This is a genomic window from Streptomyces sp. NPDC056231 (genome assembly GCF_048270745.1).
Taxonomy (GTDB): Bacteria; Actinomycetota; Actinomycetes; order Streptomycetales; family Streptomycetaceae; genus Streptomyces.
Genome location: NZ_JBLVKW010000056.1, coordinates 25,830 through 47,957, shown reverse-complemented (window position 1 = coordinate 47,957; position 22,128 = coordinate 25,830). Strand labels below are relative to the sequence as shown.

Below are 22,128 nucleotides of genomic sequence, written 5' to 3'. Positions count from 1 at the left end.
GAACCACAGTTCCCTGCCCCACAGATCGGACGCCGCACAGCCACTGTCGAGATCCGGGCGCCCGAACGACATGGGCCATGCGTCCCTACGGCCAGGCGAAGGGTCCTCAAGGTCGGATCCGGCCGCCCGCACATCCTGGGAACCGTGCCCCGGACCGCCCCGCGCGACTCCTGCGACCGCGCGGCAGCAACCCGCTCCTGCCGGGACGCAAAAATAAAGGGCCGACCGGCCCTACCCTCTTCCCGGTACCCACCGGGACGATGACCTGATGTCCCCGAACGACGTCTTTCGCGCCCTCGACCGGCAGGAGTGCCTGCGCCTCCTGACCAAGGTGCCGGTCGGCCGCGTGGTCTACACCCGACAGGCGCTGCCCGCAGTCCTCCCCATCAACTTCTCCCTGGACACGGGCGCCTCCGTCCTGCTGTGCACATCGCCGGCCTCCGACCTCGTACACGCCATCAACGGCGTCGTAGTCGCCTTCGAGGCGGACGATTTCGACGCGGCGACCCGGTCCGGCTGGAGTGTGGTCGTCACCGGACGGGCCACCGTGGTGACCGATCCCGCCGAGCACGAGCGGCTGTCGCAGACCGGCCCCACCTCCTGGATGCCCCTACGGGACAAGGTGTTCGTACGGATCGAATCCGAGCTGGTCACCGGACGCGAGCTCAGGGGAGCCCTCAGCACGCAGTGAGGCACAGCCGGACGCGGAACTCGCCGACAGGTCGTCTTCGCGGCGGACGGGTGCGGCCTGTCCGCCGCTTTCCTCGGACCGACCGGCACATGGGAGGCGGTGTCGCGGGGCTGGGGACGCACCCCCCAGGTGCCGGTCGGTCCGAGACGGCACCGGAAGACACCACGTCAGCTCGTTTCGGTATCCGTGGCGGGTGATGCTGCGGGACGAACAGGGAAGTGCCCGGGCGTTCGCGGGGTGCGGCCGCCGTCCGGTCCGTAGCCGAACCTGATCAGCATGTGCGGATGACACCGCTTGTGTCCCGGGAGGCCGGTCGCCGCCCGCAGGTCGGGCCATTCCATGGCCTGGTGCAGGAGTGACGTGCGCAGCCCGTGGGCGGTCGCCGTGAGCAGGACGTACTGCAGGGCCTGACCCGCCCGCAGCCAGTCCTCCCGCCGGTCGTGGGACGTTGACAGCAGGGCAACCTGGACGTGGCGCTCGAACCACAGGGCGGGCCGGCGGAGGGCGGGCAGCGCGCAGGTGAAGTCCCGCATCGGCATCCGCGCGGCCGCGTCGGGCGGGCCGAGGGCTGTGACCGGGATGCCGTAGGGGGTGTCTGCTCCCGGGGCGGTGATCCAGGTGCGGGTTTCGGCGGTGCGATCCAGGTGGGCGTGGTTGCGTGCCTCGGCTGCGGCGGTCAGGCGCAGCAGCCGCCGTGTTCCGGTGATGCCCGGCACGTGCAGGCGTGCGCCGGCAGCGTGCGCGGCCGACGCCATCTCCGCCACGATCGGCTCGGGCACCGGTCGGCCGGTGAACGGCATCCGGCTGGTGTGCCGCCGCGCGATGGCCTCATAGAGGCCAGAGTCCGACGACTGGTCGTCCGCGTCGAGTGAACCGGTCAGTCGTACGGTGGCCAGCAGCCCTGGTTCGCGTGGATCCGGCAGCAGTCTCACCTCCGGCCGCCGGCCCTGGTGCACGGCGGCGAGGCGGAGGTTGAAGACCGCGGCGCCCACGGACAGATACTGGGCGCGGTGCATCGGGTCGGTCAGCGGCAGTGTTCGCTCCGGGGCCGAATGGACCTCCAGTACCTGGCTGTCGGGGTCCAGGCGGAAGCGCCAGGGCTGTGTGTTGTGGATCGACGGGGCTGCCACGGCAGCCGCCAGGAGCGACTCCACGATGGCCGCGTCCAGCCGAGTTCGGGTACGCATGATGCCTCCATCTTTCTTTCGTCGTGGCCGCGGGTCAGGTGACGGGCAGGGCGGTGGCCAGCAGGACGACGCCGAGCGAGCCGACGAGGGAGACGACCGCCAGTATCCGGGCAAGTTCGGCGCGGCCCTTGGCGTGGGCGATGCCGTGGCCGCCCGCGGCAGCCATCACCACCGCGAACAGGGCGAGTTTGGCCGCGAGGGTACGGCCGTAGCCGGGTTCGGCGAGCGAGGCCCAGGTGACACCCTTGTGCCAGGCCAGGGCCCAGCCGGTGGCCAGCTGCGCGGGCAGGAACACCGCCCCGGTCAACATCCCGAACCGGCGGCCCGCCGCAGCGGTGAAGCGGTCCTTTGCCTCACGTGCGAGCAGGTGGCGGGCCAGCGGCAGGATCACCAGGGACAGGGCCAGTTGGCCGCCGACCCACAGGGCGGCGCCGGCCACGTGCACGAACCGCACCAGGGACCACAGGTCGACGGTGTCCATCAGCCGCTCACCTCCACCATTCCCATGGCCCCGGCTTCGGCGTGACGCATGTCGTGGTCGACGAAGGAGTAGTGGCCGGCCTCGGGGGAAGCGGCGGTCTGACAGGGGCGAACAGGCGGTTCCTCGTTGCCGGCGCGGGACAGCAGCGCGGCCAGTTCCCGCTGGTGCGGGAAGGAGCCGGGCTGGTAGCCGCACCACGGCTCCTCGGCGTAGGGGTCGCCGGTGACGCCGTAGGCACGGGACCGCGAGCCGCCGCAGACCCGGCGGAACTCGCAGCGCCCGCACCGGCCGCCCAGCCGGTCGGCATCTCGCAGCCCGGTGAACAGGTCCGAGGCGCGGTAGATACCGGTCAGCGGCATCTCGCGTACGTTTCCGGCACCCAGGGGCAGGAAGCCGCTGGGGTGCACGGTGCCGGTGTGCGAGACGAAGACGAAGCCGCGGCCCGCGTTGACGTCCAGTGGCGGGCGCCGCACCCGGCGCGCTCCGGCGTCAAGGCCCAACTCGACGGCCCGCTTGTGCAGTTCCTGGTACAGCGGCCCGAGTCCGAGCACAGCCACATGGTCGTCGCCGCTGTTCGCGAGGACCTGGCGTTGCAGGGCGACGCGGCGGAAGTGGTGGGCTTCGGTGGTCTTGGCGGGCACGGTCAGGCCCACGTCGTAGACGAAGTTGAGGACGTCCTCGGCCTCGGCGGGGGTCAGTGCGCCGAGGGTGCGGCCGCGGCCGGTGGGCACGAGGAAGAAGGCACTCCACAGCATCGCGCCGTGCTCGGCGACCAGGCGGACGATGTCGGGGAGGTCGTACAGGTTGTGCCGGGCGACCGTCGTGTTGATCTGCACCTTCATGCCGAGGCGACGCGCAGTGTCCCGAGCGTCCAGGGTCCAGCGGAACACCCCGGGCACCCCGCGAAAGGTGTCGTGCAGTTCGGCGGTGGAGCCGTCCAGGCTGAGCGACAGCCCGGACGCACCCGCAGCGTGCACGGCGCGCAATCGCTCATCGGTCAGCGTCGGGGTGCCAGAGGGGGAGATCGCGACCCGGACCCCGACTTCCCTGCCGTAGGCAATGAGCTCGGTCAGGTCGGGGCGCTGGAACGGGTCACCGCCGGTGATCACGAACAGCGGGGCAGGCTGTCCGAAGGCGGCCACCTGACGCAGCAGGTCCTGAGCGGCGGCGGTGTCCAGCTCCCGCGGGTCGCGGTCGGGCACGGCCTCGGCTCGGCAGTGCAGGCAGGCCAGCGGGCAGGCCCGGGTGGACTCCCAGATGACGATGAACGGCCGCTCCCCCACGTCGTGCCGCTGGTGGCGGATGGCACGGGCGGCGGCGCTCATCGCGCAGCCCTTCCCGGCGCCTTGAGGCTGTGTCCGGCCGCCCTGGAGTCAGGGCAGACGAGGTGGGCGGCCGAACGGTGACCGGCCCGGACCGTGCACAGCACCCGTGACGGGGGACGGCGGAGACAACCACACGGGGGCTGATTGCAGTAGTACACGGAATACCTCCGGATCGGTCGCTGATCAGCATGCGGAGTCGGGGCGGAACAGCGCGGCGGCCGATCAGCCCTTCTCTGTGGGCCGACAGTCCCCCGATGCGCGAGTAGAGGCCGCGGGTCGTGCGGCGCGGGCAGCACCATGGCTGTGAGCGTCGTGACGGCTGGTGTCGCCGAGCGCTCAGCGCTCGACCAGGCCCGAGGACTGCATCGGGTCACCGCGCACCTCGTCGAGGACGCTCCCCCGCCGCTGTCACGGTTCTCCCTGGCGGCGACCGACAGCCGCGTGCGAGCGACCGTACGGTGGACAACGCCCGGCGGCTCCCCCAGGTCCGACACCGCCTTCGTGGCAGCGGGCAGCAAGGCCGGCTCTCCCACCACGGTGTGGCTCGACGACGTCGGCCGTATCCAGCCCGCGCCGGCCACCCCCAACCAGGCCGGAACAGAAGGAGCCACCCTCGGTGCGGCCTCGGCAGCGGGCACGGGCGCGCTGGTGGTGGGCGTCTGGTGGGCCGCCCGGCTACGACTGGACAGGCGCCGCGGGGTGCAGTGGGACCGTGCCTGGGCCGAGTTCGACGCGCGCCAAGGCCGCCGGCGCGCGTGATACGGGATTCGCAGAGGGTCGTTGAGGCCCCGCGGCGTCCGTGGCTCGAGCAGGGCAGCTCCGGCATCCGCGAGCGCAGTTCCCGGCACACGGCCACACCATCGTCAGACCAGTCCGGTCAGCCGTCCCAGGTCCAGTCGGCGACCTCGGGCAGGTCGGTGCCGTGCTCCCGGATCCAGTCGTGGTGGCGCAGCCGGGCGTCCTCCATCCGCTGGCGCACGACGGCGGCGCGAACGGCGAGCCCCGGGACGCGGTCGATGACGTCCATGACCAGCCGGTAGCGGTCCAGGTCGTTGCGCACCACCATGTCGAACGGGGTGGTCGTGGTGCCGATCTCCTTGTAGCCGCGCACGTGCAGGTTCCGGTGCCCGGTGCGCCGGTAGGCGAGCCGGTGGATCAGCCACGGGTAGCCGTGGTAGGCGAAAATCACCGGCTTGTCGGCGGTGAACAGGCCTTCGTACTCGAAGTCACCCATCCCGTGCGGGTGTTCCTCACTCGGCAGCAGGCGGGCGATGTCGACGACGTTCACCACGCGCACCGCCACCTCTGGCAGGTGCCGGCGCAGCAGCTGGGCGGCGGCCAGCACCTCCTGGGTCGGGACGTCGCCCGCGCAGGCGAGGACCACGTCCGGTTCACGGGTGCCGTCCTCGGTGCCGGCCCAGTCCCAGATGCCGGCGCCGCGCGCGCAGTGGACCTTGGCCTGGTCCATCGACAGCCAGTCGAAGCAGGGTTGCTTTCCGGCGACGATCACGTTCACGTAGTCGCGGCTGCGCAGCGCGTGGTCCGCGACGGACAGCAGGGTGTTGGCGTCCGGCGGCAGGTAGACCCGTACCACCTCGGGGCTCTTGTTGAGGACGTGGTCGACGAAACCGGGGTCCTGGTGGGAGAAGCCGTTGTGGTCCTGCCGCCACACGTGCGAGGTGAGCAGGTAGTTGAGGGAGGCGACGGGGGCCCGCCAGGGCAGCCGTCGGGTGACGCGCAGCCATTTGATGTGCTGGTTGACCATCGAGTCGACGATGTGCACGAACGCCTCGTAGCAGGAGAACAGCCCGTGCCGGCCGGTCAGCAGGTAGCCTTCCAGCCAGCCCTGGCAGGTGTGTTCGGAAAGGATCTCCATCACCCGGCCGTGCCGGTCCAGGAATTCATCCACGGGCAGGGTCTCGGCCTGCCACGCCTTGCCGCTGGCCGCGTAGACGGCCTGGAGGCGGTTGGAGGCGGTCTCATCGGGGCCGACCAGACGGAAGTCGCGCCGGTCGGCGGTGGACCGCATGACGTGTTCGAGCAGGTCGCCCAGGACGCGGGTGGGTTCGTGGAGGGTCGCTCCGGGCTTGTCGACTTCGACGGCGTACGTCTCGAGCGGCGGCAGGGGGAGTTCGCGCAGCAGCAGTCCGCCGTTGGCGTGCGGGGTGGCGCCGAGCCGGCGGTCGCCTTCGGGAATGCAGGCCAGCACCCGGGGACGGGGGCGGCCGTGTTCGTCGAACAGTTCCTCCGGGCGGTAGGAGCGCAGCCATGCCTCCAGCTGCCGCAGGTGGTCGGGGTTGTCGCGGACGGCAGCCAGCGGGACCTGGTGGGCGCGCCAGGTGCCTTCGACCGGCAGGCCGTCGACCTCGGCCGGCCCGGTCCAGCCTTTCGGGGTGCGCAGCACGATCACGGGCCAGCGGGGGCGCTCGGTGGCGCCGTCCTCGCGGGCGGCGCGCTGGATTGCGGCGATGCGGTGCAGCGCGCTGTCCATGGCGCCGGCCATGGAGCGGTGGACGGCGGCAGGGTCGTCGCCGGTGACGTGGATCGGGTCGTGTCCATACCCATTGAGGAGCGCGTCGAGTTCCGTTTCGGGGAGCCGGGCGAGCAACGTCGGGTTGGCGATCTTGTAGCCGTTGAGGTGGAGAATCGGCAGGACGGCGCCGTCGTGCACCGGGTCCAGGAACTTGTTGGAGTGCCACGAGGCGGCCAGCGGGCCGGTCTCCGCCTCGCCGTCGCCGACGACGCAGGCGACCAGCAGGTCGGGGTTGTCCAGGGCGGCGCCGTAGGCGTGCGACAGGGAGTAGCCCAGTTCGCCGCCCTCGTGGATGGATCCGGGGGTCTCGGGCGCTACGTGGCTGGGCACTCCGCCGGGGAACGAGAACTGCTTGAACAGCCGTCCCATGCCGGCCGCGTCCCGCGTGATGTCCGGGTAGGTCTCGGAGTACGAGCCCTCCAGCCAGGAGTTGGCGACCACGGCAGGCCCGCCGTGGCCCGGCCCCCAGATGCACAAGGCGTTCAGGCCGCGGGCCTTGATGACACGGTTGAGGTGGGTGTGCACCAGGTTCAGCCCGGGAGAGGTGCCCCAGTGGCCCAGCAGCCGCGGTTTGACGTGCTCGGGGCGCAGTGGCTCGGTCAGCAGGGGGTTGGCCATGAGGTAGATCTGGCCGACGGCCAGATAGTTCGCGGCGCGCCAGTGGGCGTCCAGCGTCCTCAGCTCTTCGTCGGAGAGCCGGGCGGGGGCCTGCTGCGTGTCGACGGACATGGGGAGTCCCTTCTTCCACAACGGATGGTCCGGCGGGTCCGCCATGCCTTCCACCCTCCCCCACCCGGCTGACGCCCACCAGAGGGCTCACCGCGACACACCGGTTCGCGGAAACCGGACCACTCGCAAAGCTGAGAGAGCTGAGGGCCTTTCGTCACGACACCGAGCCGGACGCGCGGCCGTCCCCCGGTCTTCATCGGATCCTGTGGCGGGCCGACGTCCGTCATCAACCGTGGCACCCGCCCGTCGTCACCGGAACCCGGTCAAGGAGACCGACGCAGTTCCCGGGCCACCCGGGCCAGGTTCACCCCATATCCGACGCCGAACGCATGCGGTGTGAAGAAGGCGTCGCTGTCCGGATCCCAGAACTCGCGGACGATCTTCTCCGGTGTGGGCCGCCGGAAGTCGTAGGGCAGTCCAACGATGCGCCCCGTCCAGGTCCGCGACTCCGACGGTTTGCGCAGCTCTTTCGCCAGGGCCGCGGCAACAACCGCGCCGGCGGCAACGAGCACCACGTTCCTTTGCAGTCGCCTGTTCATGGTCAGAAGGTACGCGGCGTTCCGGCCTCGGCCAAAAACGATGGTTTCACGGCCGGCTCAGGGGGAGCCTGTCGGTGAAGCCGCCGACCAGGACGCTGCGTCGGCGATGGACAGGGATACCCGCGAGGGGGCGATCATGATGGGCATGTCGCACACATCCCGACGCAGCCTGCTTGCTGCGTTCGCAGCGTCTGCTGCGTCCGTCCCGTTCACCGGTCTTGCCGCCGGTACATCCCACGGCGCCGAGACGTCGCCCGCTGTCGCACCACTGGCGGCCTCGGCGGATCTGACCACGGCTCGTTCCTCGGTCACCCTGGCGCCTTTGGACGCCTCCTACTTCACCCAGGTGACACTCAGTGAGCCACTGACCGCCACCGTGCTGGCGGGAAGCCCTGCCAGGACCGAGGTCACCTCCGGCGGTCGGCGTGTCGCGCTGCTGACCCACGGAGCGCGAACCATGTCGATGTGCGCTCCGTCGCCCGGTTCGACAAGGTACCCACGGGTCAGGCCTGTTCGTACGCGCTGTCCTTCGGATACCAGGACACCCACAACAACTACCGGGCGCGACTGTCGTTCCTCACCTCCGGCAACGTTGAGCTACGGGTCGAGAAGGAGGTCGCCGACACCGTGACCCAGCTGACCGCGGCGCTCACCCTCGCCACCGGCGTACCGGCGGAAACGGACTGGACGATCCGGGTGCGTCGTGAGGGTGCCCGTATCCGGGTCAAGGCGTGGCGCTCTGCACTCGACGAGCCGTCGCCGTGGGCCGTCGATGTCACTGACTCCACGTTCACCACGGGCAGGGTGGGTCTGCGTGCACTGGCCAACTCCGGTTGTACCAGCCTGCCGGTCCGGCTCACCGTCAGCAGGTTCCAGGTGGACGCCGCGACCTGGCAGGAGCCGGTGAGTGTCACGCACACGGACTGGGTGCGTGTACTGTCCCAGCCCTTCGACGGCACGTGGACCCCGGCAATGGAGCAGACCATCCGTGGATGGGCGGGTTCCACCGCTCCGGACGTGCTGGCGCATGCGGCGATGTTCCTCGCGGGCGCGCCCACGGTGACGGGCGGCGCGGGCCCCGCCCAGGGCAAGCAGGTGCTTGGCGAGGCGGGATACGGCTATCTGGACCCGCACGGATATCGGTACGAAGGCGCCGACTTCCACGAGTACATGAATCTGGGCTGGACCTTCCCCGACGGCACGTACACAGGCCCCTCCAGCAAGCAGGTCGGGAACCTTGACTGCTCGGGCTACACACGCATGGTCTACGGCTTCCACTGCGGTGTACCGATGGCCGCGGGCCAGGACACGTCCAGGACCCGGATCCCACGCAAGTCCCGGGACATGGCCGACTACGCGCCTGGTGTTCTTGTCGACCGGACCGACGGCACCACTGCACCGTCCGCGGTGCAGCTGCAGCCCGGTGACCTCGTGCTGTTCAATGCCGACTCCGGTGACGACGCAGCGACAGTGACGGTCGACCACGTCGGCATCTACCTCGGCCGGGACGCCGGCGGTGGGCGTCGATTCCTGTCGAGCCGCAAAACCGGCAATGGGCCCACCATGGCCGATCTGGGAGGCAATTCGCTCCTGGACGGTACAGGAACCTACGCGAGGACCCTGCACACCGTGCACCGTCTGTGACTCACCCGCTCCGGTCGCCGGACTGCGACGGCCGGGGCCGGCGCGGGGGCTTCGTCATGGACCAGCCCCAGAGCCCCGGACCCGCTGTCGGGGTCGGAACGAACCGTCCCTGACAGCGGTCCGAGGGCCGTCCAGGAACCCGGGAGCACCCATGGACTCCTCGACGTCGGTGGCCGTCAGGCCATGGCGCGTCAGTCGTGTGCGACGACGGCGACGGGGGCGGTGGCGTGGTGCAGGACGGCGTGGGTGACGGTGCCGATGTGGGCGCCCAGGGAGGAGCGGCGCATGCGCCGGCCGACGACGACCAGGGAGGCCTCCTGGGAGGCGTCGATCAGGAGGTTGGACGGGCTGCCGTAGCGGGACTCCGCGACGACCTCGACCTCGGGGAACTTCTGCTGCCAGGGACGCAGTTCCTGGGTCAGGACGGTGGATTCGACCTCCGCCAGCTCCCGCTGGAACGCGGCCTCCAGGGCCATGCCGTAGGCGTAGTAGGGCGGCAGGTTCCAGCCGTGCACGACGTGCAGCGGCACGTTCCGGCGTCTGGCTGCGTCGAAGGCGAACCCGATCAGCGTCTCGTCGGGGCTGCTGACGTCCAGTCCGAGGACGACGGGACGGAAGGGGGCAGCGGTGGACGGCATGCCGGCCTCGTCCATCTCGTGCTCGTCGGTGGCCTGCTCTCCGGCGCGGACCAGGACGACGGGCCGCTCGGTGGACGCCACGACCGCGAGGCCGACCGAGCCGACCAGGAAGCCGCCGAGCCCGCCCAGGCCGCGCGAGCCGAGGACGAGCAGTTCGGCGTCCTGCGCCGCGCGGGCCAGGGCCTCGGCGGGCCGTCCGGTGACGTGTTCGGTGGCCACCTCGACGCCGGGGTGGCGCAGCCGCAGCCCTTCGGCGGCCTCGCGCGGCACCCTCTCGGTCCAGTGCTGGTGGGTCTCGGCGCCCAGCAGCGGGGCCTGGGCCATGGGCTCCGGTACCGGTTCCCAGACCTGGACGAGCCTCACCGGCAGTCCGCGCAGCTTCGCCTCGCGGGCAGCCCATTCGGTGGCAGCCCGGCTCTCGGGCGAGCCGTCGAAACCTACGATGATGGTGCGGGGCATGATCTCCACCTCCTGAATCGGGGACCCGAAGGGACCCGATTCCAACGTCGTGTTCAGGGGGTCTTTCGGGGCAGGGGCCACTGGTCCTTCAGCCGGACCGATGGACCCTCGCGCGACGGGTCCCGGGGCGAGGGGCTGTCGCGCCGTGGGGTTTTCAGCGCAGCCAGGTGTGGTCGCGGACGAGCGGGAGCCGCGCCCACAGCCGGCCCAGGCCCCAGGTGGCACCGGCGCCCGCGGTCGCCACGGCGATCAGCGCCAGCGCGTAGACGACGTGATAGTCGGCGAAGGGGTTCGTCGACATGCTCGGCGACCCGTCCGACAGGTGCGTGGCCGGCGGCCACTCGGCGATCCACATCAACGCCATCATCGCCGTGCCCGCCACCGCGGCCGGCCGCAGCGCCACACCGGCTGTGACGGCCACGCCGATGCCGAGCAGGCCCAGCATGAACAGCCAGTCCGCCCAGGCGGCACCGGCCCACGAGTGAAACGTCGACTCCATCGGCCCGGCGGCAACGGAACCGAGGAAGCCCCTCGTCGGCGACCCGCCGTCGATCCAGCCCTTGCCGGACGCGGTCGCGTAGCCGAAGCCGAAAGTCTTGTCCAGGAACGCCCACAGGAAGACGAAACCGGTGAGCAGACGCAGGGACGCCAAGGCGTAGGCCCCCACGGAGTGGGTGTCGGTGCGTGTCGACACGGCGATCGGGGAGCCGGTGCGGTTGCTGCGGAAGGACAGGTGGAATCCTGGACTCCGGTGAGGGTGCTCGTGCACGGCCATGGCGGTGATCCCTTCGGGGATGTCTGGTCGTTGTCCTGACGCTCCTCACTCTTGTCGCGGGCGCCGCGCACCGCCTGATGCCGAAGGTCTGCGGCCATGGGACTGAAGGTCCCTTTCCACGGGGCCTGTTGGGTCGCACGCGTTGTGCACGGTACGCGTGGGACCCTGTGGGCATCTCGTGGAGAGCGCCCCCAGCTGGAGGGATGACGGCGCTCCGGTGGATCCTGAAGGCGAAGGGCGGCTCATGACCGATGGCCCGGACGGGCACATTCCCGGGTGGCACCGCCTGGTGCCCGGCCTCGCCGCGCTTCTCGGCTATCGGCGTGCGTGGCTGAGGGGCGACCTGCTGGCCGGAGCGACCGTGGCGGCCTACCTCGTGCCGCAGGTCATGGCGTACGCGGGGGTGGCCGGGCTGCCGCCGGTCGCCGGGTTATGGGCGATCCTGCCGGCCCTGGCGCTGTACGCGCTGTTCGGTTCCTCACGCCTCCTGTCGGTCGGTCCCGAGTCGACGACCGCCATCATGACGGCCGCCGTGGTCGGCCCGCTCGCCGCGGGGAACTCCGGGCGCTACGCCTCGCTGGCGGCCGGCCTCGCGGCCACGGTCGGGCTGTTGTGCCTCGTGGCGCGGACGGTGCGGCTGGGCTTCCTCGCGGACCTGCTCTCCCGTCCCGTCCTGATCGGCTACCTCGCGGGCGTGGCCCTGATCATGATGGTGGACCAGGTGCCCAAACTCACCGGGGTCAGGACGTCCGGCACCGAGTTCTTCCCCCAACTGTGGTCGTTCGTGAGCCATCTGGACGAGGTGCACCCGAACACCGTCGTCTTCTCGGCTGCCGCGCTCGCCTTCCTCTTCCTGGTGGCCCGTTACGTCCGTGCGCTGCCCGGTCCGCTGCTCACCATGGTCCTCGCCACGGCGGCCGTGGTGGCCTTCGACCTCGACGACCGGTACGGCATCAAGGTGATCGGCAAGGTCCCCTCGGGGCTCCCGGACCTCGCCCTGCCCGACCTGAGCGAGCTGCCGCACCTGGTGCTGCCCGCCCTCGGCGTGCTCCTGGTCGCGTACACCGACTTCATCCTCACCGCACGGGCGTTCGCCAACCGCGAGGAAGATGGGCCCGGGCTCGACGCCAACCAGGAGTTCCTCGCCCTGGGAGCTGCCAACCTGGGTGCCGCTGCTCTGCACGGCTTCCCGGTGAGCAGCAGCGCCAGCCGGACCGCCCTCGCCTCCTCGGCCGGCGCCCGCAGCCAGGCGTACTCCCTGGTCGCCGGGGCGGCGGTACTGGCCGTCCTGCTCTTCCTCAGTCCGCTCCTGACCCGCACCCCCTCCGCCGTGCTGGGCGCGCTCGTCGTCTACGCCGCCGTGCGGATGATCGACCTCGCGGGCTTCCGCCGCCTGGCGTCCTTCCGCCGCCGCGAACTGCTGCTCGCGCTCGGCTGCCTGGCCGGGGTGCTCGCCCTGGACATCCTGTACGGCGTGATCGTGGCCGTGGGCCTGTCGGTGGCCGAGTTGCTGACCCGGGTGGCTCGCCCGCACGACGCGGTGGAGGGGCTGGTGCCCGGGGTTGCGGGCATGCACGACGTGGACGACTACGCCCAGGCCCGTACGATCCCCGGTCTGCTGGTCTACCGCTACGACTCGCCGCTGTTCTTCGCCAACGCGGAGGACTTCCGGCGCCGTGCGCTGGCCGCGGTCGCCCAACAGACCGATCCCGTCCGCTGGTTCGTCCTCAACACGGAGGCGAACGTGGAGGTCGACATCACCGCCCTCGACGCGGTCGACGAACTGCGCCGCGAACTGAGCGGCCGCGGCATCGTGTTCGCCCTCGCCCGGGTCAAGCAGGACCTGCTGCACGACCTGGAGGCGTACGGTCTCGCGGGCTCGATCGGGACGGATCTCATCTTCCCGACGCTGCCGACGGCGGTTGCCGCCTACCGTCGGTGGCTCGAGGCCCGGCCCGGCTGACGCCGGTCGGAAGCGGCCCGTAGCCTCAGGCACCATGGGCATTCAGATCGATGTAGTGGTGGGTTACCCGGTCAACGACGAGATGGAGAGGGTGCTCGGGCTGGCCGAGGCGGTTGGCGAGCCCATCACTGTCACGTTCATGTGGGAGGGGCGTGAAGAGGCGGAACGCGCGGTGCTGGTGCCCGCGGCCACGCTGGCGCTCTGGGAGCATTGGGCCCCCACCGGCTACCCGACGAGTGGCGCCGGGGAAGAGAACCGGGCTGTGGCGGAGGAGCTGGAACTGGCCCACCCAGCGGAATTCGGCGCGTTCACGCTTTTTCGTCGTCGCGTAGGGGGGCGCACGGCGGTTGCTCGCAAAGGCGTGGTGGTCGCCGAGCTCCTGAACCCCGACGAGGCGTACTGGCTCCAGGAGAAGGCCCGCAATGTCCGCCAAGGCTTCATGGATCCGAAGCAGAAGGCGGCGTTCGAGGAGTTCCTTGCCCGGCAGGCATCCCTCGATGATCAGTGACGCGCCGACTCATGCGGTATGAGATCGGACTCACTGCCGGGGTAGGAAGACATGCCAGGCGGCGCGGGCAGCGGCGATGACGGGTACTTCCGGCCCCGCGACTTCAGCGCCCTTCCTGCCTCTGCCGGCCCTGGACCTGGGTGGCTATGACCGCGGCCTGGATACGGCGCTCCACGCCGAGCTTGGCGAGCAGGCGGGAGATGTGGTTCTTCACCGTCTTCTCGGCGAGGTACAGCCGCTGGCCGATCTGACGGTTGGTGAGGCCCTCACCGATCAGGGCGAGGATCTCCCGCTCCCGCTCGGTCAGACCGGGCAGGGCGTCCGGCACTTCTTCCTGCTGCTGCCCGTCCCGAAGTCGGGCCATCAGCCTGGTGGTGGCGCTCGGATCCAGCAGGGACTGGCCGCGGGCCACGGTGCGCACTGCGGACACCAGGTCTGATCCTTGGATCTGCTTCAGAACGTATCCGGATGCGCCCGCCATGATCGAGTCCAGCAGCGCCTCCTCGTCGTCGAAGGAGGTCAGCATCAGGCAGGCCAGCTCCGGCATGCGCGAGCGCAGCTCCCGGCACACGGTCACGCCGTCACCGTCGGGCAGCCGGACGTCCAGGACCGCCACCTGCGGGCGCAGTGCGGGGACGCGCACCAGGGCCTGCTCCACGGTGCCGGCCTCGCCGATCACATCGATGTCCGGCTCGTCGTTCAGCAGGTCGCGCACTCCACGTCGTACCACCTCGTGGTCGTCCAGCAGGAAGACCCGGATCGGACTGTCGGCGCCGGGCTGCTTGCTGTCCGCCATCATTTGCTCCTTGGTTCCGCGTCACTCGTCGATGTCCACTTGCACCGTACCGGTCTCCGTACCGGGATCTTTCCGGGATCCGGGCCGAAGGGCCAGGGCCGGTCGGCCCTGTTTCCACAGGGTCTCCCGCAGCCAGAAGCAGTGGTGCCGTGCCGGGACGAACTTGCGGGCCGGACACGTCCACGTCGAGGACCACGCCCCGGACAGTTCCCGGCAGCCGGTCGGACCCACACTGCCGATGGGCGAGTCCGGCGGCCCTGTAGGGAGAGGTCCTATGGCCCCGTTAATGGGGTCTGACCAGCCCTGGGCCCGCACCGGTCCGCGCAGAAGTCTGAAGCCGCTGCCCAACGATCGAAGGAGCAGAGCAGATGACTGCGAAGAACACCGGCACCCACGTCACCTCCACCGTCGCAGTACAGGTGCGATCGGAAGGCGATGTGGACAAAGAGGCACTCGCGTACGTCCGGACCAAGGTCGACACGGCCCTCAACCGGCCCGGAGTTCCGGACGTCAGCGGCGAGGTGAGGATCGCGAAGGCAGCGGCGCACCACGTCGAGCAGCCCTGGTATGCCGGGGCCGAGCTCGTCGTGGGGGACTCTCGTGTGGTCGTGCACGCCCAGGAGGCGACGGCACATGAACTGGCGGACCGGCTGCAGGACCGCCTCCGCAGCCAGCTGACTCGGGTCCTGCACCGCAAGGCGGCGGCCCGCAGGGCGGCCACTCCCCCACCATGGCGTGGTGGCCAGGCCGTCAGCGGGCGGGATTAGAGCCTCCCGGCCCTCCGGTGCGAGGCGGGTCGGTCCTCCACCAGGTACGTCTGGGCCCTGCGCCGCGCGCAGGGTGGCTGCGAGGCTGAAGGGGAGGCGAGGCGGCCGGCCGGTGCCTCGAGGCAGCGGCACTGTCACCCAGCGGAGAGCAGGGCCTGCCCGCCTCCCGCTCGCACCGTGAAGGAGGGAAGCGCCATGAATACGCGCATCGTCGGCGAAGTCATGACGAGCGAGGTCGTCTGCGCAAGCCGACAGACGCCGTTGGATGACGTGGTGCGGTTGCTGGACCGGCACCGTATCAGCGCACTGCCGGTCGTCGACCACGATGACAAGGTGGTCGGGGTGGTCTCCGGCGCCGATCTCGCGCACGGCTCTGTGGCCACGACCGCGGGAGAGCTGATGACCACCCCGGCGGTCACCATCCATCCGGAGCAACGTGTTTCGGATGCCGCACGGCTGATGGCGCGTCAGACGGTCGACCGTCTGCCCGTGGTGGATGAGGAGGACCGCCTCATCGGTATCGCCACCCGCGGCGACCTGCTGCGGGTCTTCTTGCGTACGGACGAGGAGATCCGTCAGCGGGTGGTGGAGGTCCTGGTCAGCGCGCTGCGCCTGCCACCCGGCGCCGTCGCCGTTTCCGTCCGGGACGGCATGGTCACGCTGGAGGGACGCCTCCACCACCGTAGCGACGTCCCCCTGGCCCTTCGGTCGACCTGGCGTCTGGAAGGCGTCGTCGGTGTGGTCAGCAGGCTCCGGTTCGACATCGACGACTGCCGCCCTGCGCAGCCGGCCGCGCACTGAATCATCCTGACCCGGCCACCCGAGCGGCGCAGGTCACGCCGCGATGAACCGCTTGTCCGAACGCCCCCAGCCTGTCCGAAGCGGTACCGGTCAGCCCCGGAAGGGACCATCGGCACCTGGGAGTGGGGGCAAGGCAGGGCGAGAGTGAAGACGTGAGCGGCACCGGTCCGCACCGCCGCAGGGCCGGCCGGACGCGGACGAGGGCCGAACGGCCCTGGCACGAGGAGTTCCGGTGCGGTTCCAATGACCTGATCGAGCCTGCCCGTGGGGCCCTCTTCACCCGGTTGCCACGAACGGGCAGCCGTCCACGGCCCGACTCGAAGGGACTACGGAAGCCTGCCATGACCATCGACCACGCCCAGCCCCTTCCCGCCGGACCGCGCCGGAGCGTCGAGCTCAACAGTGACGAAGCCTTGCGGCTGCTGGGCAGCGTGTCCTTCGGGAGGATCGTTTTCACTCGTCACGCGCTGCCGACCATCCGCCCGGTGAACCACGTCCTGGACAACGGCGACATCGTCATCCGCACTCACGAGGGCGCGGCGCTGACCTCGCGCGCGCGGCAGGCCGCCGGCCAGGGCGTGGTCGTCGCCTACGAGGCCGACGCCATCGACCCGGACATGCACCTCGGTTGGAGCGTGATGGTCACCGGTTACGCCCACCAGGTGACAGAGCCGGGTGAACTGGCCCGCTACCGCACACTGCTCAGCCCCTGGGTGAACCAGACCATGGACTACGCGGTCCGTATCCGCCCGGAATTGATCACCGGCATCCGACTCACCGCCGCGAACGCCTGATCACGGTCCACGAGCGGCTGCACAGAGCAGCCGTGGACAGCTGCATGCCGTGTGAGCTGCACACGCTGACGCCTGCCCCGATCGTTCGGGCTCACATGGCCCGAAGACCGTGCTCTCGGAACTGTTCGCGCACCCGTTCCGTCAGCTCCGGACCGGGAACAGGGGGTATCGCGGAGCGGGAAGCCGATGCCCAGGGCGTCGTATTTGTGGGCGCCGAGTTTGTGGAACGGCAGGACGTCCACCCGGTCGACATTGCCCAGGCCGGCCAGGAAGGCGCCGAGGCCGTCCACGGCGGACGGGTCGTCGGTCCAGCCGGGAACGAGGACGTAGCGGATGTACACGGGGATGCCCCGCCGGTCCAGGCGAGTCGCGAAACTGAGCGCGGGGGCGAGAGCGCCGCCGGTCAGCCGTCGGTAGGTGCCGATGTCGAAGGACTTGATGTCGAGCAGCACCAGGTCGGTGTCGGCGAGCAGCCCGTCGTCGGCACGGGCTCCCAGGAAGCCGGAGGTGTCCAGGGTTGTGTGCAGACCCAGCTCCTTGCAACGGCGGAGCACGTCGCCGGTGAAGCCGGGCTGGAGCAGCGGCTCGCCGCCTGTGATGGTCACTCCCCCGCCCGCTGTGGTGATGAAGGCCCGGTACTTCGCGATCTCCGCCATCACCTCGTCGACGGTGGTCTCCCGCCTGTCCCGCACATGCCAGGTGTCGGCGTTGCGAGCTGCTGTCGGTTTGCTGAGCCGAAGTGAGTGGTGGCGTGCGGGAGTGAGTCCTGGCGGTGTATTCGCGGGGTGGGAACGCTCGTCTGTCATCGCTGCCCGGGGCAGGGCCTGCGGGAACCCGTTGCCGCGCTGTCCGGCCCCTCTCGACGGGGCCGATCGGCCCCTGGCGCGGGTGGCGACACAGGTGCGTGGCTGCATGGCCCCGAGGCCCACACCAGCCGAGCGACCGGGCGTCGGCCCGGCCGCCGGTGAGGTCAGGCGAGCGCGAGGAACAGCTTCTCGAGTTCCGCTTCGGTCATGGGCGGGGCGTCGGCTTCGCTCCGGGCGAGGCACTGACGCATCCCGCTGGCCACGATCTTGAAGCCGGCCCTGTCCAGGGCCCGGGAGACGGCGGCAAGCTGGGTGACGACGTCCTTGCAGTCGCGCCCGGCCTCGATCATGGCGATGACACCGGCGAGCTGGCCCTGCGCCCGGCGCAGCCGGTTCAGGACCGCGCCCATGGCTTCTTCTTCTACTTTCACCGGGCTCCTCCTTGTTCCGGCCCGAGAGGTGACCGGCCAGGCCGGCGAACGACTTCAGACCACGATCACGGCTTGTCCCGCAGGGCTGCGATGACGGCGCGGATGTCGGTGCGCGGGCCGCGGTTGTAGGGCAGCTTGGCCAGCAGCATGCCCATGGCGCAGCTGTTGCTGAGGGCCGCGTAGGTCAGGCCTGCGCCGACGGCGGTGCCGATCAGGTGGATGCCGGGCACCAGCAAGCCGGCGAGCCCGGTGGTCAGCACGATGGATCCGGCGACGAGCCGGACCTGGCGTTCCATGTCCCAGCGGTCGGAGCCATAGTTGACGGGGCCGCCCGCTGTCTCCCAGGCGATCATGCCGCCGTCCAGGACACGCAGGTTCGGCAGTCCGGCCTCGGCGAGGGCGGCTTCCGCCTGTGCCGCGCGGGTGCCGGAGCGGCAGACGAGGACGACGTCTTCGTCGAGGTGGGTGCGGAGTTCGGCGCGGTGCTCGCGCAGGGTGGCCATGGGCACGTTGTAGGCACCGGGTATGTGGACGCTGCGGAACTCGCCGGGAGTACGGACATCCAGAAGGCGGGGTCCGCGGCCTTCCCGGATCAGCCGCTGCAGGGCGGCGGAGTCGATTGCGGCGGCGCGGGAGGCGTTGCTGGTCATGGGGGCTCCATGGGTAAGCGGACGCATACCCAGGGGGTATGCAGTCGAACAGGGGTGGACACCGGCGGCCCGCCAGGGCATGGGCTGCCCCTCGCGGGCATGCCGGTGGTCTTCGTGACGACTGGGGTCAGGCGTCGGCAGGTTCGGTCAGCAGCGCCCAGGCGGCGTAGCCGCCGAGGATGTCGGAGACGTCGGTGAAGCCGTGATGGCGCAGCAGGCTTGCGGCGATGGAGGAGCGGTGACCGCCCGCGCAGTGCAGGACCAGCGCACGGTCGCGCGGGATCTCCCCCAGGCGGCGGGGCAGCTCGCCGAGGGAGATGTGCAGCGAGCCGTCGATGAATCCCGCCGCGCGTTCTCCGCAGGCGCGAACGTCGACCACGAGCGGGGGCTCTCCGCTCTCCAGAGCGGTACGGAGCTGGGCAGCGGTCAGCCGGCTGGCGGGGCCGGCCTCGTCCGCCAGGGCCGCGAGGGCGTCCTCGGGATTGCGCAGATAGCCGGCCACCCGGTCGAAACCGATCCGGGCGAGACGGGTGACCACCTCCTCCTCGCGGTTCTCCGGCGCGATGACCAGCAGTTGCGCGTCGGGGGAGAGCACGGTTCCGGCCTGCTCGGCGAACCGGCCGTCGGCCGGCACATTGACCGATCCGCGCAGATGTCCGGCACCGAACTCCTGCGGGCCGCGGGCGTCGACCACCACGGCCCCGGCCCGGCGCAGCGCCGAGAACTCCTCAAAGGTCAGCGGCCGGGGCGCCGCGGCCGGGTTGTACAGCTCCCGATCCTTGCGGTTGAGTTCGGCGTCGTAGGAGAAGTAGCCCGGCGCCGCGGACTGGCCCGCGGTGACGAGGGCCACGAAGTCCTCTCGACTCATGGGCGCACAGGCGTAGTTGGTGGCACGCTGCTCGCCGATGGTGGACTGCTTCTCGGTGGAGAGATTCTTGCCGCAGGCGGAGCCCGCGCCATGGGCGGGAAAGACCCGGACCTCGTCCGGCAGGCCCATCAGCTTGTTCTGGACGCTGTCGTGGAGCATCGCGCCGAGCTCCTCGGCGGTCACGCCCACCGAGGCGAGCAGGTCGGGCCGGCCCACGTCACCGATGAACAGCGCGTCGCCGGTCAGCACCCCGTACGGGACGGTGTCGGTGGCGTGCTCGTAGACCAGGACGCTGATCGACTCCGGGGTGTGCCCAGGGGTCTCCATGATTTCAAGGGTGACGTCGCCGAGGCTGACGCGCTCGCCCTCGGTGAACTTGCGGATGGAGTACTCGGTCTCGGCGCGATGGCCGTAGCCGATCCAGGCGCCGGTGCGGGCCGCCATCTCCAGGTGTCCTGCGACGAAGTCGGCGTGGAAGTGGGTGTTGATGACGCCGACGACAGTGAAGCCGCGGGTCTCGGCATCGGCCATGTACTCCGAGATGTCCCGGCGCGGGTCGACGACCACGGCCTGGCCGCTGGTCTCGTCCGCGATCATGTACGACGCCTGGGAGAGGCAGTCGAGGTAGTACTGGGTGAAGAACACAGGAACCCTCCGTGAGAATGAACACATACCCCGAGGGGTATATGCGCTCAAAAGAAAACCGCCGAAAGGCCCGCCCGGACGGCGGGCACTTCCTTCACGCGGCGCCGGGTGCCGGTCCGGTGACGAGCGGGCGGCCCGTGCGGGCCCAGCCGTTGGTGCCACCGGCGACCGAGACGGCATCCGCACCGACGGCAGCCAGGCGCTCGGCGCCCCACTGGCTGCGGTTGCCGCTGGCGCAGATCACGTAGACCGGCCGGTCCTTGGACACCTCGCCCACCGCGGTGGCGAGGATGGACAGCGGGGCGAGTCGCGCTCCGGGCACATGCCGGCCCGGTACTCCTCCGGCTCCCGCACGTCCAGGACGAGCGCCCCCTCGGCCCACGCCGCCGCGAACACATCCAGATCCACTTCGCGCACCGCGATCCCTCGCTTCCATATACCCCCCTAGGTATTTCCTGATGACGACAGTAGGCACGCCCTGCCACAGATGTCAAATACCCCTGGGGGTATAAAATCCAGGAGTGCGGCGGTTCGCGACCGAGGTGGTCGGCCGACCGCCGGAGCCGGATGCCACAGAGCGGACCACGTCGGGACGACATACCCAGGGGGGTATTCTGCACTCAAGGAGGAGCCGGGAACGACGGGCTCCCTTGACTGTTTTCATACCCACGGGGGTATGTGGATCGACTGAGGGTGATCATGGAAAACGGACAGACAACCGCCCACGGCGCACAGCTCGCTCACGGCGCGGAAGGCAGCAGCCGGTGAGCACCAGCCCCCCTGCGGTCACACCCGCCGACACCGCAGTGCGCCTGGGACTGCGTGAGAACTGGGCGCAGTTCACCCTGCTCGTCATCGTCAACGTCTGCGTCGGCGCCCTGGTCGGCCTGGAACGCACTACCGTTCCCCTCATCGGCACGGACGTCTTCGGGCTGACCAGCGATCTGGCCGTCTTCTCCTTCATCATCGCCTTCGGCGTCACCAAGGCGCTGACCAACCTGGCCGCCGGCGAGCTGACCGCCCGCTTCCGCCGCAAGCAACTCCTCATGGCGGGCTGGATCATCGGGATACCCGTCCCGTTCGTCCTCGCATGGGCGCCGTCCTGGGGCTGGATCGTCGCCGCGAACGTCCTGCTCGGCATGAACCAGGGCCTGACCTGGTCGATGACCGTGAACATGAAGATCGACCTCGTCGGCCCTGCCCGCCGCGGTCTCGCCACCGGCCTGAACGAGGCCGCCGGATACGTCGCCGTCGGCGCCTCCGCCCTGCTGACCGGTTACCTGGCCACCACATACGGCCTGCGCCCTGCACCCGAACTGATCGGCATCGTCTTCGTTGCCGCAGGAATCGCTCTGTCCCTGTCCGTCCGGGACACCGCGGCCCACGTGGCCCTCGAACTCGCCCGGCATCCCCGACCGGCCGGCGCAGAGCAGTCCACCGGGCTGGCAAAGACCTTCGCCCGTACCTCCTGGAGCAACCGCTCCTTGCGCGGCGCCAGCCAGGCCGGACTCGTCAACAACCTCAACGACGGCCTCACCTGGGGCGTCTTCCCTCTGCTGTTCACCGACCACGGTCTGGGACTTGCCGCTGTCGGCCTGGTCAAGGGCCTCTACCCGCTGCTGTGGGGCATCGGCCAGATCCCCACCGGCCACCTCGCCGACCGCATCGGCCGCAAACCCCTGATCGTCACCGGCATGTTCGTCCAGGCCGCCGGATTCGTCCTCGCGCTGGCCCTGCTCGACCGGCCCCTGCTCGCCGGAATCCTCTCCGCCGTCGCGCTCGGCCTGGGCACCGCCATGGTCTACCCGGCCCTCATCGCCTCCGTCTCCGACCACGCGCACCCCACCTGGCGGGCCAACGCGCTCGGCACCTACCGCTTCTGGCGCGACATCGGCTACGCCGCAGGCGCCCTCGTCGCCGGTGTCCTCGCCGACGCCCTCGGCCTCAACGCCACTGTCATCGCCGCCGCCGTCCTCACCGCGGCCTCCGGCCTGCTCGCCGCCCGCTGGATCACCGACCGCCCCGCCCGCTGACCCCGCGGACTCCAGGTCCGAGCGCGCCGCCTGGTTCACCCCGTGCGCGCCGCAGCAGAACTCGG

At 70.4% G+C, this 22,128-nt stretch carries 21 protein-coding genes and 1 pseudogene; 9 read left to right on the top strand and 13 right to left on the bottom strand.

The annotated features are described in order from the left end of the window. The first annotated feature begins 268 nt into the window (after positions 1 to 268). A complete protein-coding gene (locus ACNPQM_RS31465) occupies positions 269 to 691 on the top strand; it encodes a pyridoxamine 5'-phosphate oxidase family protein (RefSeq protein WP_418086628.1) in 423 nt (140 codons plus the stop codon). A 167-nt stretch (positions 692 to 858) separates the two neighbouring features. Here the strand turns inward: ACNPQM_RS31465 and ACNPQM_RS31460 are convergent, their stop codons facing one another. From ACNPQM_RS31460 to ACNPQM_RS31450, 3 genes are read right to left on the bottom strand one after another with little or no spacing between them, the layout of a single operon-like run. Further along, on the bottom strand, positions 859 to 1,878 hold the full coding sequence (locus tag ACNPQM_RS31460; RefSeq protein ID WP_418086627.1) for an Acg family FMN-binding oxidoreductase: 1,020 nt from the start codon (positions 1,876 to 1,878) through the stop codon (positions 859 to 861). A 34-nt stretch (positions 1,879 to 1,912) separates the two neighbouring features. Continuing rightward, positions 1,913 to 2,359, bottom strand: a complete 447-nt coding sequence (locus tag ACNPQM_RS31455; protein WP_418086626.1) for a hypothetical protein — start codon at positions 2,357 to 2,359, stop codon at positions 1,913 to 1,915. Next, positions 2,359 to 3,684, bottom strand: a complete 1,326-nt coding sequence (locus ACNPQM_RS31450) for a TIGR04053 family radical SAM/SPASM domain-containing protein (protein WP_418086625.1) — start codon at positions 3,682 to 3,684, stop codon at positions 2,359 to 2,361. Before ACNPQM_RS31450 ends, ACNPQM_RS31455 begins: the two co-directional genes overlap by 1 nt. A gap of 297 nt (positions 3,685 to 3,981) precedes the next feature. Between ACNPQM_RS31450 and ACNPQM_RS31445 the strand changes: the two genes are divergently transcribed. Then, entirely contained in the window at positions 3,982 to 4,443 is a 462-nt protein-coding gene (locus tag ACNPQM_RS31445; protein ID WP_418086624.1) for a hypothetical protein, read from the top strand. Between the two features lie 118 nt (positions 4,444 to 4,561). Here ACNPQM_RS31445 and ACNPQM_RS31440 read toward each other — a convergent pair whose 3' ends face one another. Together ACNPQM_RS31440 and ACNPQM_RS31435 are read right to left on the bottom strand one after the other, a co-directional pair. Then, positions 4,562 to 6,946, bottom strand: coding sequence for a phosphoketolase (locus tag ACNPQM_RS31440; RefSeq protein ID WP_418086632.1), 2,385 nt, complete (start codon positions 6,944 to 6,946; stop codon positions 4,562 to 4,564). 263 nt (positions 6,947 to 7,209) lie between these two features. Next, positions 7,210 to 7,485, bottom strand: coding sequence for a DUF5808 domain-containing protein (locus tag ACNPQM_RS31435; protein ID WP_358856335.1), 276 nt, complete (start codon positions 7,483 to 7,485; stop codon positions 7,210 to 7,212). A 465-nt stretch (positions 7,486 to 7,950) separates the two neighbouring features. Here ACNPQM_RS31435 and ACNPQM_RS31430 point away from each other — a divergent pair, with 465 nt between their 5' ends. Further along, positions 7,951 to 9,129 carry an NlpC/P60 family protein gene (locus ACNPQM_RS31430; RefSeq protein WP_418086623.1) on the top strand — a complete coding sequence of 393 codons (1,179 nt, stop codon included), beginning with the start codon at positions 7,951 to 7,953 and terminating at the stop codon, positions 9,127 to 9,129. Between the two features lie 191 nt (positions 9,130 to 9,320). Here ACNPQM_RS31430 and ACNPQM_RS31425 read toward each other — a convergent pair whose 3' ends face one another. Beyond that, the gene (locus ACNPQM_RS31425; RefSeq protein WP_418086622.1) at positions 9,321 to 10,226 is read right to left on the bottom strand and encodes a universal stress protein; all 906 of its coding nucleotides are present in this window, start codon (positions 10,224 to 10,226) and stop codon (positions 9,321 to 9,323) included. A 154-nt stretch (positions 10,227 to 10,380) separates the two neighbouring features. Continuing rightward, complete coding sequence (locus tag ACNPQM_RS31420; RefSeq protein ID WP_418086621.1) at positions 10,381 to 11,001, bottom strand: hypothetical protein; 621 nt, start codon at positions 10,999 to 11,001, stop codon at positions 10,381 to 10,383. 244 nt (positions 11,002 to 11,245) lie between these two features. On the opposite strand from ACNPQM_RS31420, the gene ACNPQM_RS31415 reads away from it, so the two are divergent. Together ACNPQM_RS31415 and ACNPQM_RS31410 are read left to right on the top strand one after the other, a co-directional pair. Continuing rightward, positions 11,246 to 12,964: a SulP family inorganic anion transporter gene (locus ACNPQM_RS31415; RefSeq protein WP_418086620.1), complete on the top strand. Its 1,719-nt coding sequence runs from the start codon at positions 11,246 to 11,248 to the stop codon at positions 12,962 to 12,964. Between the two features lie 34 nt (positions 12,965 to 12,998). Further along, the gene (locus ACNPQM_RS31410) at positions 12,999 to 13,472 is read left to right on the top strand and encodes a hypothetical protein (RefSeq protein ID WP_418086619.1); all 474 of its coding nucleotides are present in this window, start codon (positions 12,999 to 13,001) and stop codon (positions 13,470 to 13,472) included. 103 nt (positions 13,473 to 13,575) lie between these two features. Here the strand turns inward: ACNPQM_RS31410 and ACNPQM_RS31405 are convergent, their stop codons facing one another. Further along, positions 13,576 to 14,268 carry a response regulator transcription factor gene (locus ACNPQM_RS31405; RefSeq protein WP_358856329.1) on the bottom strand — a complete coding sequence of 231 codons (693 nt, stop codon included), beginning with the start codon at positions 14,266 to 14,268 and terminating at the stop codon, positions 13,576 to 13,578. Between the two features lie 368 nt (positions 14,269 to 14,636). On the opposite strand from ACNPQM_RS31405, the gene ACNPQM_RS31400 reads away from it, so the two are divergent. The 3 genes from ACNPQM_RS31400 (at position 14,637) to ACNPQM_RS31390 (ending at position 16,630) form a co-directional block, all read left to right on the top strand. After that, positions 14,637 to 15,035 (top strand): hypothetical protein, encoded by a 399-nt coding sequence (locus ACNPQM_RS31400; protein ID WP_418086618.1) that lies wholly within the window; start codon positions 14,637 to 14,639, stop codon positions 15,033 to 15,035. Positions 15,036 to 15,230: 195 nt separating this feature from the next. Then, positions 15,231 to 15,836, top strand: a complete 606-nt coding sequence (locus tag ACNPQM_RS31395) for a CBS domain-containing protein (RefSeq protein WP_418086617.1) — start codon at positions 15,231 to 15,233, stop codon at positions 15,834 to 15,836. 341 nt (positions 15,837 to 16,177) lie between these two features. Next, positions 16,178 to 16,630 carry a pyridoxamine 5'-phosphate oxidase family protein gene (locus ACNPQM_RS31390; protein WP_418086616.1) on the top strand — a complete coding sequence of 151 codons (453 nt, stop codon included), beginning with the start codon at positions 16,178 to 16,180 and terminating at the stop codon, positions 16,628 to 16,630. Between the two features lie 91 nt (positions 16,631 to 16,721). Here ACNPQM_RS31390 and ACNPQM_RS31385 read toward each other — a convergent pair. The 5 genes and pseudogenes from ACNPQM_RS31385 to ACNPQM_RS31365 form a co-directional block, all read right to left on the bottom strand. Continuing rightward, positions 16,722 to 17,340, bottom strand: a pseudogene (locus tag ACNPQM_RS31385) (radical SAM protein); the annotation flags it as partial. Between the two features lie 260 nt (positions 17,341 to 17,600). Next, entirely contained in the window at positions 17,601 to 17,846 is a 246-nt protein-coding gene (locus ACNPQM_RS31380) for a metal-sensitive transcriptional regulator (protein WP_418086631.1), read from the bottom strand. Between the two features lie 86 nt (positions 17,847 to 17,932). Beyond that, entirely contained in the window at positions 17,933 to 18,517 is a 585-nt protein-coding gene (locus ACNPQM_RS31375; RefSeq protein ID WP_418086615.1) for a rhodanese-like domain-containing protein, read from the bottom strand. A 127-nt stretch (positions 18,518 to 18,644) separates the two neighbouring features. Beyond that, positions 18,645 to 20,030, bottom strand: coding sequence for a rhodanese-like domain-containing protein (locus ACNPQM_RS31370; protein WP_418086614.1), 1,386 nt, complete (start codon positions 20,028 to 20,030; stop codon positions 18,645 to 18,647). A 94-nt stretch (positions 20,031 to 20,124) separates the two neighbouring features. Then, positions 20,125 to 20,352, bottom strand: a complete 228-nt coding sequence (locus ACNPQM_RS31365) for a rhodanese-like domain-containing protein (RefSeq protein ID WP_418086613.1) — start codon at positions 20,350 to 20,352, stop codon at positions 20,125 to 20,127. Positions 20,353 to 20,794: 442 nt separating this feature from the next. Here ACNPQM_RS31365 and ACNPQM_RS31360 point away from each other — a divergent pair, with 442 nt between their 5' ends. Beyond that, positions 20,795 to 22,063, top strand: coding sequence for an MFS transporter (locus ACNPQM_RS31360; RefSeq protein WP_418086612.1), 1,269 nt, complete (start codon positions 20,795 to 20,797; stop codon positions 22,061 to 22,063). Positions 22,064 to 22,128: the final 65 nt, after the last annotated feature.